This window comes from Aeromicrobium wangtongii, assembly GCF_024584515.1.
Classification (GTDB): domain Bacteria; phylum Actinomycetota; class Actinomycetes; order Propionibacteriales; family Nocardioidaceae; genus Aeromicrobium; species Aeromicrobium wangtongii.
The window spans coordinates 3,014,736-3,028,482 of record NZ_CP102173.1; the positions used below are offsets into that span (position 1 = coordinate 3,014,736).

Annotated in this window: 13 protein-coding genes; 3 read left to right on the plus strand and 10 right to left on the minus strand. The window is 69.9% G+C overall.

Annotated features, from left to right (window positions below; translation table 11 throughout):
• Nucleotides 1-19: 19 nt before the first annotated feature.
• The gene (locus NQV15_RS14745; protein WP_232400968.1) at nucleotides 20-1,054 is read left to right on the plus strand and encodes an FUSC family protein; all 1,035 of its coding nucleotides are present in this window, start codon (nucleotides 20-22) and stop codon (nucleotides 1,052-1,054) included.
• On the opposite strand, the gene efeB is transcribed toward NQV15_RS14745, so the two are convergent.
• Entirely contained in the window at nucleotides 1,027-2,292 is a 1,266-nt protein-coding gene (gene efeB, locus NQV15_RS14750; RefSeq protein WP_232400966.1) for an iron uptake transporter deferrochelatase/peroxidase subunit, read from the minus strand. The genes NQV15_RS14745 and efeB overlap by 28 nt on opposite strands.
• A 51-nt stretch (nucleotides 2,293-2,343) precedes the next feature.
• On the minus strand, nucleotides 2,344-3,483 hold the full coding sequence (gene efeO, locus NQV15_RS14755; protein ID WP_232400957.1) for an iron uptake system protein EfeO: 1,140 nt from the start codon (nucleotides 3,481-3,483) through the stop codon (nucleotides 2,344-2,346).
• 185 nt (nucleotides 3,484-3,668) lie between these two features.
• Here efeO and NQV15_RS14760 point away from each other — a divergent pair, with 185 nt between their 5' ends.
• Nucleotides 3,669-4,064 carry a hypothetical protein gene (locus NQV15_RS14760; protein WP_232400955.1) on the plus strand — a complete coding sequence of 132 codons (396 nt, stop codon included), beginning with the start codon at nucleotides 3,669-3,671 and terminating at the stop codon, nucleotides 4,062-4,064.
• A 16-nt stretch (nucleotides 4,065-4,080) separates the two neighbouring features.
• Here NQV15_RS14760 and NQV15_RS14765 read toward each other — a convergent pair whose 3' ends face one another.
• The 4 genes from NQV15_RS14765 to guaB all read right to left on the minus strand — a co-directional run bounded on the left by NQV15_RS14765 (nucleotide 4,081) and on the right by guaB (nucleotide 8,418).
• Nucleotides 4,081-4,551 carry a GNAT family N-acetyltransferase gene (locus NQV15_RS14765; protein ID WP_232400954.1) on the minus strand — a complete coding sequence of 157 codons (471 nt, stop codon included), beginning with the start codon at nucleotides 4,549-4,551 and terminating at the stop codon, nucleotides 4,081-4,083.
• A complete protein-coding gene (locus NQV15_RS14770) occupies nucleotides 4,548-5,654 on the minus strand; it encodes a GuaB3 family IMP dehydrogenase-related protein (protein WP_232400952.1) in 1,107 nt (368 codons plus the stop codon). Before NQV15_RS14770 ends, NQV15_RS14765 begins: the two co-directional genes overlap by 4 nt.
• Nucleotides 5,655-5,688: 34 nt before the next feature.
• Nucleotides 5,689-6,816, minus strand: a complete 1,128-nt coding sequence (locus NQV15_RS14775; protein WP_232400950.1) for an NYN domain-containing protein — start codon at nucleotides 6,814-6,816, stop codon at nucleotides 5,689-5,691.
• 90 nt (nucleotides 6,817-6,906) lie between these two features.
• Nucleotides 6,907-8,418 (minus strand): IMP dehydrogenase, encoded by a 1,512-nt coding sequence (gene guaB / locus NQV15_RS14780; RefSeq protein ID WP_232400948.1) that lies wholly within the window; start codon nucleotides 8,416-8,418, stop codon nucleotides 6,907-6,909.
• 118 nt (nucleotides 8,419-8,536) lie between these two features.
• On the opposite strand from guaB, the gene NQV15_RS14785 reads away from it, so the two are divergent.
• Nucleotides 8,537-9,145 (plus strand): TetR/AcrR family transcriptional regulator, encoded by a 609-nt coding sequence (locus NQV15_RS14785; RefSeq protein WP_232400938.1) that lies wholly within the window; start codon nucleotides 8,537-8,539, stop codon nucleotides 9,143-9,145.
• 59 nt (nucleotides 9,146-9,204) lie between these two features.
• On the opposite strand, the gene NQV15_RS14790 is transcribed toward NQV15_RS14785, so the two are convergent.
• The 4 genes from NQV15_RS14790 to groES form a co-directional block, all read right to left on the minus strand.
• Nucleotides 9,205-10,191, minus strand: coding sequence for an ABC transporter substrate-binding protein (locus NQV15_RS14790; protein ID WP_232400936.1), 987 nt, complete (start codon nucleotides 10,189-10,191; stop codon nucleotides 9,205-9,207).
• A gap of 78 nt (nucleotides 10,192-10,269) precedes the next feature.
• Nucleotides 10,270-11,673, minus strand: a complete 1,404-nt coding sequence (locus NQV15_RS14795) for an RNB domain-containing ribonuclease (protein ID WP_232400935.1) — start codon at nucleotides 11,671-11,673, stop codon at nucleotides 10,270-10,272.
• A gap of 60 nt (nucleotides 11,674-11,733) precedes the next feature.
• Entirely contained in the window at nucleotides 11,734-13,338 is a 1,605-nt protein-coding gene (gene groL / locus NQV15_RS14800) for a chaperonin GroEL (RefSeq protein ID WP_232400933.1), read from the minus strand.
• A 114-nt stretch (nucleotides 13,339-13,452) separates the two neighbouring features.
• Nucleotides 13,453-13,746, minus strand: a complete 294-nt coding sequence (groES, locus tag NQV15_RS14805; protein WP_056606353.1) for a co-chaperone GroES — start codon at nucleotides 13,744-13,746, stop codon at nucleotides 13,453-13,455.
• Between the last annotated feature and the right edge of the window lies 1 nt (nucleotide 13,747).

A 13,747-nucleotide genomic window follows, 5' to 3' on the forward strand; every position in this document is an offset into this window, starting at 1 on the left:
GGTCGATAGACTGCCGGTGATGCCACCGTCCGTCCTGCGCCTGCTTGCCCAAGACCTGCGCCGCATCGGGCCGGGAGTGCTGAACGGTCCGACGGCCGCCAAGGTGGGCGTCTCCGTGGCGGTGCCGCTGCTGGCCCTGATGGCCACCGACCACCTCGAGTGGTCGGCCTTCTGCGCATTCGGCGCCTTCGCCGCGGTCTACGGCCGGGCGCTGACCCGGCGCGCCCGTGCCCGGCAGCAGGCCCAGGCCGGCGCCGCGCTGGTCGTCGCCGTCACGGTGGGCACGATCGCCGCCCTGTCCGCGCACCCGTCGTTCTGGATCGTGGTCGGCGGGTCGATCACGGCGATGCTGATGGCGGTGCTGGCCGATGTCGCCGACTGGAAGCCGGGCGGAGGACTGTTCGCCCTGTTCGGCTTCGCGGTGTGCGCCACCCAGGCGGACGCCTCGTGGAGCACCGTGCTGATCGCCGCCGCGCTCAGCACGGCGACCGCGGCATTCGCCACGGCTGTGGGCTGCCTCGGCCCCGCCGGGACCGTGCCGGCACCGGACCACCGCCTGGCCGAGCGCCTGCGACGGCCCTCGACGATGCGTCACGCCGTCCGTCACCTGATCGCACCCCTGCTGACCGGCTCCGTCGCGGTGGCGCTCGACATCGGTCATCCCTACTGGGGCATGGTCGCCTCGATCGTCCCGCTGACGTCCCCGTCGCTGCGCGAGATGGCCTTCCGCGGCGTCCACCGGCTGATCGGCACGGCGCTGGGACTCATCCTGACGGCGGTGATCCTGGCCTTCGACCCGAGCTCTGCGGCACTGGTCGTCGTCATCATCGTCGCCCAGGTCGTCACCGAGCTGATCGTGATGCGCAACTACGCCCTCGCGCTGGTCTTCATCACCCCGCTCGCGCTGCTGATGGGCCAGCTCGTGCACCCGCTGCCGACCACCGACGTCGTGGTGCAACGCGGCGTCGAGACGCTGATCGGCGTCGTGATCGGCCTCGGCGTCGCGTGGGCCACCCGCCGACGTCCTCAGGCGAAGAGCTTGTCGCCCCAGTAGCCGTCCCGGCCGACGCCGGGCGGGCACGCGAACAGTCCCGAGCCGACGTGCACGATGTACTCGTTGAGGAGGTCCCGGGTGGAGCCGGCGAGCGAGCGCTGGATCTGGACGAACTGCTGGACCGGATCGCGCTGGTAGGCGATGAAGAACAGGCCCGCCGACAGCTGCCCCAACCCGTTGGAGCCGTCCACGAAGTTGTAGCCGCGCCGCAGCAGCTTGGCGCCGTGGTTGACGTCGGGGTGCGCCAGTCGCACGTGGGACCTCTCGGCGATCGCGGGCTCGCCGTCATCGCCCTTCGCGGCGAGGTCGATGGCCGCGAACTCGTCGCCACCGGACAGGGGGCCGCCCGATCCCTTGGCCCGCCCGATGCTCGCCTCCTGGCCCTCCAGCGACTCGCGGTCCCAGATCTCGATGCGCATGTCGATCTTGCGCGTCACGAGGTACGAGCCGCCGACCAGCCAGTCCGGCCCGTCCTGCTCGTGCACCCACACGAAGTCGTCGACGTCCTTCTTCTGCTCGACCTTGATGTTGGCCGTGCCGTCCTTGAAGCCGAACAGGTTGCGCGCGGTGACCTGGGCCGAGGACGTCGACGACGTGCGCCCGAAGCCCATCTGCGAGTAGCGGACCGTGGCCCGGCCGAAGGCGATGCGGACCAGGTTGCGGATCGCGTGCACCGCGATCTGCGGATCGTTCGCGCAGGCCTGGATCGCGAGGTCACCGCCGCACAGGGCCGGGTCGAGCCGGTCCCCCACGAACGGCGGCAGGTCCGCCAGCAGGTCCGGCAGCTTGCCGTCCAGCCCGAAGCGCGGACGTCCCTTCGCATCGACGAACATCCCCCGGCCGAAGCCGATCGTGATGGTCAGACCGGACGGCGGGAGGCCCAGCGCCTCACCGGTGTCCTCCGGCGGGGAGTACGGCGAGCCGCTCACGGCCCCCATCTCGCCGACGTCATTGCCCTGCGTCATCTGGCGGGCCGCCGCCGTCCACTGCTTGAGCAGCGCGATCAGCGAGTCGCGGTCCTCGGTCGTCAGGTCGAGGGCGACGAAGTACAGCCGGTCCTGTGCAGGCGTGACGATGCCGGCCTGGTGGACGCCCTCGAACGGGATCGGGAGCGCGTGCGGGTCGGCGGCGACCGGGGGCGGCGACGTGTCCGCCGCGGCGTAGCCCGCGCCGGCTCCGGCGACGCCGGCGGCGAGCGCGCCGAGACCGGCCGTCCCCAGCAGCTTCCTGCGGGACATGCCCCGTCCGGTGTCGTCCGCTCTCACCACGTCACATCACCCCTGGGCGGCTCAGGCTGCCGACGCGACGACTGCCGCGACCTTGCTGATCGGCTCACCCAGCGCCGCGACCGCGTCCGACAGCGCCTTGACCTGGTCCTTGGTCAGCTTGTCGTAGGACGTCCACTCGCCGGTGGACGTGTCCTGGTGCTGGTTGAGCTCCTTGTCGACCGCGGCGAACTGGGCGTCGAGCTGGGCCACGAGCTCAGGCTCGCGCTTCTCCAGGACGGGGCGCAACGCGGCGATCGCGGCCTGGGATCCCTCGATGTTGGCCTTGAAGTCCCACAGGTCGGTGTGGCTGAACTCGTCCTCCTCACCGGTGATCTTGCCGGTCGCGACCTCGTCCAGCAGCCCCTTGGAGCCCTGGGCGAGCTCGAGGGCCGTCAGCGGCGCGTCCTGGCCGAGGGCCACGATCTTCTTGACGTTGTCGAGCAGCTGGTCGGCGTAGACGTCCATGCCATCGGTGTTGCCCGCGACCCACAGCTGCTTCTCGATGCGGTGCCAGCCGGTGAAGTCGACACCCTCGGCCTTGGCATCGGGCTCCCGGCCGTCCGTGATCGGGTCGAGGTCGCCGAACTTCTCGGCCACGGGCTCGATGCGCTCCCAGTACGTGCGCGCGACCGGGTACAGCTTCTTGGCCTCGTCGACCTTGCCGGCCTTGACCGCGTCGACGAACTCGGTCGTCTTGACGATCAGGGTGTCGGACTGCGACTTGACGTAGCGGGCGTAGCCGTCGGCGGCGGCCGTGAGCTCCTCGGAGTCCGACAGCTTCTTGGCCGCCTCACCCGAGACCGTCAGGGTCTGCCGGATGCCGTCGCCGACCATGCCGGGCTTGCAGGCACCCTCGTACGTCCCCTTGGGCAGGTCGACCACGAGGTTGCGGGTCAGGCCGGGGCCGACGTTCTCGACCTCGCCCATGATGCGGTCACCGTCGGCGTAGACGTAGAACTCGGTCACCTTGGAGCCCTCGTTGGTGACCTTGAACGTCGAGGGGCCGGCCTTGAGCTTCGTGGCCGACACCGTGCACTTGGAGTCGGTGGCCCGGACCGTGAGGTCACCGGATGCGCTCGGGGACCCCGACTCGGAGCCGCAGGCCGTCAGACCCAGTGCGGCGACAGTGAGAACGCCGACCGTGGCCAGGGGGAGCTTCATGGGATTCCTTCGCATCGAGCAACCTCGTAAGGCTAGCCTCACCATGCTAGGCGACGGCTGCGCGTCCTGACAGGTACATGGGCGATGCGCGAGGATGAAGGACCGCAGTCCCCGACGACAGGAGCTCCCGTGTCCCCGTTGCACAGCCACACCACCTCGACCCAGCAACCCGATGGGCCGTGGGCATGAGGAGCGCACTGACGTGGCTCGTCACGGCAGCCCTGTGCGCCGTCGCGTGGCTGGCGTGGATGGGCTGGGACGACGAGTACCAGGTGGACGCGCGGACGGGTGAGGCGAGCGGGCCCTACGAGGCCTGGCAGGTCATCGGCTCGGCGGTGATGCTGGCGGTGGTCGTCGTGGTCGCGACCATCGTGTTCCGTGACGCGGTGCAGGTGGCCCTGGCCGCCACCGCCGGGTACGCCATCGCCTGGGCGTCGACCGAGATGCCCGACGACGACTCCGGCCTGTCCGGCGTCGGTCTGGTGATGATCGTGGTCGGCGTCGGCGCCGCGTCGCTCGTGCTGGCGCTCGGCACCCGGGCGGTGCGGTCCCGGCTGGAACGCGGGCGTCCGCACTCCTAGCGCCGGCCGCCGCCGCTCAGCCCAGCAGCTTCTCGAAGCACAGCGACGCCGGCATGCCGACGTACGGCTGGTACACCTCGATCGGGGTGTAGCCGTGACGCTGGTAGATGCGGATCGCGGCGTCCTGCCGGTCGCCGGTGTGCAGGATGAGCCGCCGCGCGCCGGCCGCGCGGGCCTCGTCCTCCAGCGCCGCCATCAGCGCATCGGCGCCCCCTTGGCCGCGCGCCTCGGGACGGACGTACATCCGCTTGATCTCGATGTCGTCGCCGAGCCGGCGCAGCAGGGCGTGCGCCACCGGACGCTCGCCGACGTACCCGACGATGGTCGCCACGACCGAGGCCGGGTCGATGCCCTTGGCGCCGCCGTTGCTGCCGTAGTCACGCTGCGAGCCGTAGACGGCGTTGACCTCGTCCACCATGGCGTCGCGCAGGGCGACCGCGTCCGGTTGGTCGAAGGCGACGCGCTCGAGCCGCAGGTCGCCGGTCAACCGACGACGACCTCGACCCGCTGGAACTCCTTGAGATCGGTGTAGCCCGTGGTCGCCATGGCGCGACGCAGCGCACCGATGAGGTTCATCGTGCCGTCGGGCACCGAGGAGGGCCCGAACAGCACGGACTCGAGGTCACCGACGGTGCCCATGTCGACCCGGCCACCGCGCGGCAGCTCGGGGTGCCATGCCTCGGCACCCCAGTGGAAGCCGCGACCGGGCGCCTCGACGGCGCGCGCGAACGGCGAGCCGATCATCACGGCGTCGGCACCGCAGGCGATCGCCTTCGCGATGTCGCCGCTGCGACCGATCGAGCCGTCGGCGATGACGTGGACGTAGCGTCCACCGGACTCGTCCAGGTAGTCACGCCGGGCGGCGGCGACATCGGCCACCGCGGAGGCCATCGGGACGGAGATGCCCAGCACCGAGCGAGTCGTGTGGGCCGCTCCCCCGCCGAAGCCGACCAGGACGCCGGCCGCGCCGGTGCGCATCAGGTGCAGCGCCGCCTGGTAGGTGGCGCAGCCACCGACGATGACGGGCACGTCGAGCTCGTAGATGAACTCCTTGAGGTTCAGCGGCTCGGTCTGTCCCGAGACGTGCTCGGCCGAGACCGTGGTGCCCCGGATGACGAACAGGTCGACCCCGGCGTCGACGACCGCATCGGCGAACTCCTTGGTGCGCTGCGGCGACAGGGCGCCGGCGACGGTCACCCCGGCCTCACGCACCTGCTTGAGCCGGGCGGTGATGAGCTCGGCCTTGATGGGCTCGGCGTAGATCTCCTGCAGACGCTTGGTCGCGAGCGGCCCCTCGATCGCGGCGACCTCGTCGAGCAGCTTCTCGGGGTGCTCGTAGCGGGTCCACAGACCCTCGAGGTCGAGCACGCCCAGACCGCCGTGGCGTCCCAGCGCGATCGCGGTGTCGGGGCTCATGACCGAGTCCATCGGCGCTGCCAGGACCGGGAGCTCGAACCGGTAGGCGTCGATCTGCCAGGCGGTCGAGACCTCCTCGGGATCCCGGGTGCGGCGGCTCGGGACGATCGCGATGTCGTCGAAGGAGTACGCACGGCGGCCGCGCTTGGCCGTGCCGATCTCGATGTCTGCCATGGGTCCAGCCTAGTGGGAGCCCGGACGGCCCGGCCTACTGCACGCCGCGCTGGATGTCGTCGAGCGACAGGTCCGTCATCATGCCCGCGGGCTTCGTCGAGCGTCGCACCAGGACGGGCTGCACGTCGTCGCTCTCACGGGCCAACGCGTACTCGGTGCCGGACAGCGCGAATCGCAACGCCCGGGACAGCGAGCCCACCCGTGCGTCCGAAGGGCTGAGCCGGGGCGCAGCGGCCTTCAGCGCCATCGCCAGGATGGGCAGCGGCCCACCCTGGTCGGCCAGCTTGTCGGCGAAGCTGCGGACCTTCGGGTCGGCCAGCACCTGGTGGACGATCGCCTTGTAGTCATCGGGCGAGGACGCGGGTGCGGCGTGGACGACCTCGATCTCCTTGGCCAGGTCGTGCCAGGAGATCTTCGCCGACCTCCGCGGGGAGTCCTGACGCCTGCCCCTCGGCTGGTCGGCCTTCTTCTCCGCCGACCGGTCGTGGCGCCGGGAGGGCTGATCGGCGCTGCGGTCGGCCTTCTGATCGGCCCTGGCGTCGGGCTTGGACTCGACCTTGGGCTCGGCCCTGTGCTCGGGCTTGTGGTCCGCGCGGGTCCTGGGCGGCGGGATCATCCGGGCCGACGTCGGGTCACCGGAGAACAGCGGCTGCAGGGCCGCGGCCGGCGGGACGGGCTTGGTCTTGAGCGGCACGTACTGGTCGACCTCGCGCTCGAGCACGTTGTTGACCGGGTGATCGGCCAACGTCGCGCCGATGACGTACTTGTCCAGCTCGTGCAGGCGGCGCACCAGCGGGACGAAGTCACCGTCGGCGGACACGATGACGAACACCTCGAGCTGGTCCAGGTCGCCCGCGGCGCGCAGGCAGTCCACGACCAGCACGATGTCGGCCGCGTTCTTCTCGGCCTTGCTGACCGAGAAGACCTGGACCGTCTCGACCCCGGCCCGCTCGACGTCGCGGCGGTAGTCCTCCAGCCCCAGCGCACCCCAGTCGGCGTAGGCCCGGGCCAGCGCGATGTCGCCGGCACCGGCCTCCCGCGCCGCGGCGGCCTCGAGCTGCTCGAGGATCTGCTCCATCGAGATGTCGGGGATCTCAAGCTTGCCGTACCCCTTGAACAGGTTCTCGGCGTCGATGAACACGGCAACGTTGCGGTTGGTCACGTCTTCACGGTAGTGGTGACGGACCCCGTCGGTCATCTCGGCACGCGGCCGCGGCCCTCACCGGCACGTGCCGAAGGACACAGCCGCCGCTCAGCGGGCGAAGTAGTTGGGCGCCTCAGCGGTCATCTGGATGTCGTGCGGGTGGCTCTCCTTGAGCGACGCCGACGTGATGCGCACGAAGCGCCCCTTCTCCTGCAGCTCGGGGATCGTCCGGGCACCGATGTAGAACATCGACTGGTTGAGACCGCCGATGAGCTGGTGGGCGACGGCGGACAGGGGGCCGCGGAACGCGACCTGTCCCTCGACACCCTCGGGCACGATCTTGTCGTCGCTGGTGACCTCGGCCTGGAAGTAGCGGTCCTTGGAGTACGACTTCTTGCCGCGGCTGCTCATCGCGCCGAGCGAACCCATGCCGCGGTAGGCCTTGAACTGCTTGCCGTTGATGAAGATGACCTCGCCGGGCGACTCCTCGACACCGGCGAGCATCGAACCGATCATGACGGTCTCCGCGCCGGCGACCAGCGCCTTGGCGATGTCGCCGGACTGCTGCAGCCCGCCGTCGGCGATCACCGGGACGCCCGCGGGCGCACAGGCCAGGGACGCCTCGTAGACAGCCGTGACCTGGGGGACGCCGCAACCGGTGACCACACGGGTCGTGCAGATCGAGCCGGGCCCGAAGCCGACCTTGACGGCGTCCACCCCGGCGTCGACGAAGGCCTGGGCACCGTCGCGGGTCGCGACGTTGCCGCCGATGACCTGGACGTGACGGGTGGCCGGATCGGTCTTCAGGCGCTTGACGATGTCCAGCAGCATGCGGACGTGGCCGTGCGCGGTGTCGGCCACCAGCACGTCCACCCCGGCCTCGATCAGGGTCGTGGCTCGCTGCCACGCATCGCCGAAGTAGCCGATCGCCGCGCCGACCATGAGGCGGCCGTCGGCGTCGTAGGAGGCATCGGGGAACTGCTCGCCCTTGACGAAGTCCTTGACGGTGATCAGGCCGGCCAGACGTCCCTCGCCGTCGACCAGCGGGAGCCGCTCGCGCTTGTGCTTGCGCAGCAGCAGCGTCGCGTCCTCGCGGGAGATGCCGACGTCGCCGGTGATCAGCGGCATCGGGGTCATCATCTCGTTGACCTTGGTGCTGGACCAGTCGGCGACCGGGGTGAACCGCAGGTCGCGGTTGGTGATGATGCCGAGCAGCTTCTGGCCCGCATCGACCACGGGGAGCCCGGAGACGCGGTACTCGCCACAGAGGCGGTCGAGCTCCTCCAGCGTCGCATCGGGGCCGATCGTGACGGGGTTGGAGATGATGCCGGTCTGCGTCCGCTTGACCAGATCGACCTGGTAGGCCTGGTCGTCGATGGACAGATTGCGGTGCAGCACACCGATCCCGCCCTGACGTGCCATCGCGATCGCCATCCGCGACTCGGTCACGGTGTCCATCGCGGCGCTGATCAGCGGAACCTTCAACGAGATCTCACGGGTCAGCCGCGACGTCGTGTCGATGTCGGCCGGGTTGAGGTCCGAGTAACCCGGCAGCAGCAGGACGTCGTCGTAGGTCAGCCCGAGAGGCGCGAACTTGTCTGGGATGCCCGTGTTGTCCATTCCTCAACCATATCCCTGCCCCGAAGCGCTCCCCGACGGCCCATTAGCATCCCGTGATGACGCTGAGAAGGGCCCCAAGCGGGTAGGGGGATGTCCCGGACCGGGATAGGCTGACCCAATGGAACGCAAGCCTGGGCGCCCGCGCGCCCTCACGGTCGACGCCATCGCCGCAGCCGCGCTGGACGATGGAATCGCGACCTTCAGCATGCCCTCGGTCGCGCGCCGACTGGGCGTCGCCCACTCGGGCCTCTACCGCTACGTGACCGACCGCGACGATCTGCTCGTGCGCGCTCTCGACCAAGCGTTCTTGTCCACGACCTGGCCCGACACCGATCAGCCCTGGGACGACCTCCTGCGCGAGATCGGCATGGCCGTGTGGCGGGCCTGTGGCCTGCACCCGGGCCTGGACCGCGCCTCCCAGATGGCCCCCAAGCCCTCCCCGGCCCTGCTGGAGAAGATGGACGCCTGGATCGCCGAGCTGCACCGGCAGCAGTTCTCGATGGAGGACGCCGCCGTGGCCGTCGAGTTCATCATCGCGCAGGCGCTGGACAGCTCCTCGCAGATGGCACGGCTGTCCCGCATGGACAAGTCCCACGTGCGCCGCGAGGACATCCCCGTCCTGGAGGCCTACAACAACGACGAGGTCTGGGCCGGCCGCGGCCTCTACGACCGCAAGGTCGACATCTTCCTGGCCGGTCTGTCGACCCGCCGCACCGAGTCGGTCTAGAAACACCACGACGGCCGACGAGCATCTCGTCGGCCGTCGTGGTGACGGGCGGTTGACGCCTAGAGCTGCTTCTCCAGGTCGTCGACCAGACGGTCCATCAGGTCGGCGTAGGCCTGGTAGCTCGGCGGTGCGACCGAGGACCACGGGACGTAGGCGTCGTTCTTGGCCGCGTCGAGCGTGGCGAAGACCTTCTCGCCGTCGAGCAGCTTCAGGCCCGCCTCGCCGATGCGGTCGTCGTACAGGAAGATGTCGGCCGGGTACTTGTCGGCATTCTCCCAGCTCAGCGACTCGAAGTAGCCGCCCTCGTCCGGGTTGTCCGGGATGGTCAGCGGCAGACCGAGCTCGTCGACCCAGTACGACAGATCGGGGCTGACCTTGGGGTTGGAGACGTAGTAGTAGTCCTTGGCTGCGGAGCCGGCCAGGATCGTGCGGTCACCCAGCTCGGCCGAGATCTTCTTGACCCGGTCGCCGGCGGCCGTGAAGGCATCGTGGGTCGCGGTGACCTCGTCCGAGTCCAGGTCGGCGCCGAGGGCCTCGGCGGCGCGCTCGGTGCTGTCCAGCAGCTCGGGCAACGTCTTGCCGTCGAAGCTCACGACCATGATCGGCGCCAGGTTCTTCAGCTTCTTGGCCGAAGCCTCGTTCAGGTACCACAGATCGGGCTCGAGGTAGGAGCTCGTGATGATCAGGTCCGGCTTGAGGCCCGCTGCCTTCTGCGCGTCGACGTCGCCGTAGTCTCCGCCACCCGTCACGTCCTCGACCGAGTCGATGTCGAGGCCGGCGACCTGCTCGGCGTCCCCATCGGCCTTCAACGGACCGAACACGCCGACGATCTTGTCGCCCAGTCCCAGATCGGTGAGGGCCGCGGCCATCGACGACTGGACGAGCAGCCGCTCGGGCATCTCGTCCAGAGCGATCTTGTTGCCGAGGTCATCGGTGTACGAGAACGCGGCGGTCTCGTCCTTGCCCCCGTCGGAGTCGGATGAACCGCAGGCGGACAGGGTCAGGAGGGCAACAGCAGCCAGGGCTGCACCGATTCGGCGCTTCACGGGATCGTTCTCCAGGGGTCGGGGACGGTATGCAAGGCAAGCCTAACCTAATGGCAGGACACTCCGCTCCGTGGACCCCTACGCGCGGGTGAAGGACACGAGGCGTTGCTGCTCGTCGGCCTCGGCCAGGACGACCGTGACCCGGCCCCCCTCCGGCAGGCCAGCACCCGAGCACCGGGCGACGACCGGCGGATGGGTCAGCACGATCTCGCCGCCGTCGTCGTCGGCGCGGATGACGACCGCCTCGAAGGTCTCACCGACCCGTCCCGCGAGCTCCCAGACCTCCACCAGGTCGATCGCCGCACGATCGGCCGCCGAGGCGCGCTGGTCCGAGGCCGCCATGATCTGGCCGAGGTCCGGCAGGGCGTCCCGCACCCAGGTGGGGACCTCGGTCCCGGCGCAGATCGCCAGGCACACCTCGGCGCCGAACCGGTCGACCAGCCGGCGCAGCGGCGCAGTGACGTGTGCGTACGGCGCCCCGATGCCGGCATGCATGGGCTGCTCGGGCGGCGCGCCGTCGAATCCCTCGTATCCCGCTCCGCGCAGCAACCGGGTCGCCTCTCGCATGAGCGCGATCGCCGCCGGCTGGTCGGGGTCGAGGGTCGCCAGCACCTGCGCGGGCGTGGCCGCGTCAGGCACGACGATGCCCAGGGTCCTCGCCGTGGCCCAGAAGGCGGCCAGCGCCTCCGGGTCGGCGGGCGGAAGCGTGCGCAGGAGACCGACGCCTGCCGTGAGCATGAGCTGAGCGGCAGCCATGCCGGTCAGCAGCGAGATCTCGGCATTCCATGCGTCCACGTCGGTGCGGCGCCGCATCCGGACCTTCCACTCCGCTGCCGGGTCGCGCACGACCTCCTGCTCGGGCAGCGCGATCTCGATCGCGCCGAGCGAGACCCGCAGGCTCAGGCGGAGTCGGCCCAGGTCACCGAGCGCCTCGACGGACGGGTGCGGGTCGCCGGCGTCGAAGGACGCCTGGACGCCGTCGTAGTCCAGCTGGGCGACCGATCTCACCAGCGCACGGCGCACCGAGACGTCGCCGGCCTCCCCGGCCGCGTCGACGTCGATCGTCCACACCGCCGCGGACCGCACCTGCCCGGCCAGCAGGCTCAGGGCACCCTCGGACAGCTCGGCCGGATGCAGCGGGACGCGTCCGTCCGGCAGGTAGATCGTCTGACCGCGCTGCCGGGCCTCGACGTCCACGGCGCCACCTGGCGGTATCGCCGTGCCCAGGTCGGCGATCGCGTAGTGGACCCGGAACCCGTCGCCGACCCGCTCGAGGAACATCGCCTGGTCCAGGTCGCGGGCGCCCGGCGGGTCGATCGTCACGAACGGGATCGACGTGGCGTCCTCCACGTCCGGATCGTGCACGAGCACGCGTGCGGCGATGGCACGGGCCTCGGCCAGGACGTCGTCCGGGAACCGGTCGCTCTCACCCGGCGGGGGCAGCTCGAGCTCGGCACGCAGGGCGGCGAAGTCATGGGGCACCTTCGAAACGTACAACGCCCGCCCCGGAGAACCGGGGCGGGCGTTGCCGATGAGTGCAGGTCAGTGGTTGTGACCGGCGTGCGCGTCGTCGGCCTCTACGGCCGGCTTCTCGACGATCAGCGTCTCGGTCGTCAGCAGCATCGCGGTGATCGACGCGGCGTTGGCGAGCGCGGAACGCGTCACCTTCACCGGGTCGAGGACACCCTGCTCGACCAGGTCGCCGTACTCACCGGTGGCCGCGTTGTAGCCCTTGCCGGACTCGCGGACCTTGTTGACGACGACCTCGCCGGAGACGCCGCCGTTGCGGGCGATCCACTCCAGCGGGGCGTCGGCGCCGATGCGCACGATGCGGACACCGACGGCCTCGTCACCGGTCAGGCCCAGGTTGTCGTCCAGGACCGAAACGGCGTGGACGAGGGCGGAGCCGCCGCCGGCGACGATGCCCTCCTCGATGGCCGCGCGGGTCGCCGAGACGGCGTCCTCGATGCGGTGCTTCTTCTCCTTGAGCTCGACCTCGGTGGCCGCGCCGACCTGGATGACGCAGACGCCGCCGGCCAGCTTGGCCAGACGCTCCTGGAGCTTCTCGCGGTCCCAGTCCGAGTCGGTGTTCTCGATCTCGGCCTTGATCTGGCTGACCCGACCGTCGACGCCGGCCTTGTCGCCGCCGCCCTCGATGATCGTGGTGTCGTCCTTGGTGATGACGATGCGACGGGCGGTGCCCAGCGCCTCCAGACCGATCGTGTCGAGCTTGAGACCCACATCGGGGGTCACGACCTCGGCGCCGGTCAGGATCGCGATGTCCTGCAGCATCGCCTTGCGGCGGTCGCCGAAGGCGGGAGCCTTGACCGCGGCCGAGGTGAACGTGCCCTTGATCTTGTTGACGACCAGGGTCGAGAGCGCCTCGCCCTCGACGTCCTCGGCGATGATGAACAGCGGCTTGCCGGCCTGGACGACCTTCTCCAGGATCGGGAGCAGATCGCTGACCGAGGAGATCTTGCCCTGGTTGACCAGGATGTAGGGATCGTCCAGGACGACCTCCATGCGCTCGGTGTCGGTCACCATGTACGGCGACAGGTAGCCCTTGTCGAACTGCATGCCCTCGGTGAACTCCAGCTCGGTGCCCATGGTGTTGGACTCCTCGACGGTGATCACGCCGTCCTTGCCGACCTTGTCGAAGGCCTCGGCGATGAGCTCGCCGATGTGCGCGTCACGCGACGACACGGTGGCGACGTCGGTCATGTCCTTGATGTCGTCGACATCGCGGGCGACGGTGTGCAGCTGCTCGACGACGGCCTTGACGGCAGCCTCGATGCCCTTCTTGAGGCCGACCGGGTTGGCGCCGGCGGCGACGGCGCGCAGGCCCTCGTGGACCATGGCCTGGGCCAGGACGGTCGCGGTCGTCGTGCCGTCACCGGCGACGTCGTTGGTCTTGGTGGCAACTTCCTTGGCCAGCTGGGCGCCGAGGTTCTCGAACGGGTCGTCGAGCTCGATCTCACGGGCGACGGTCACGCCGTCGTTGGTGATGGTGGGCGCGCCCCACTTCTTGTCGAGGACCACGTAGCGACCCTTGGGGCCGAGGGTCACCTTGACGGTGTTGGCGAGCTTGTCGACGCCACGCTCGAGAGAGCGGCGGGCGTTCTCGTCAAATTCGAGAATCTTGGGCATATGAGCCTCTTTCAAAAACGATGGGTGCAACGGGGTGCGCTGGACAGACGTCCAGGCGGTGTGTCCGAAAACGTGAGAGACCCCGGCGCCCCGCTGGGGCGCCGGGGCGTCAGATCACGAAACGACAGCGAGAACGTCGCGCGCGGAGAGGATGAGGTACTCCTCGCCCGCGTACTTGACCTCGGTGCCGCCGTACTTGCTGAAGATGACCTTGTCGCCCTCGGCGACGTCCAGCGGGACGCGGTTGCCGTTGTCATCGACCCGACCGGGGCCGACCGAGACGACGATGCCTTCCTGCGGCTTCTCCTTGGCGGTGTCCGGGATGACGAGTCCGGATGCAGTGGTCTGCTCTGCTTCGACGACCTGGATGACCAGGCGGTCTTCGAGCGGCTTGATGGTGACCGACACG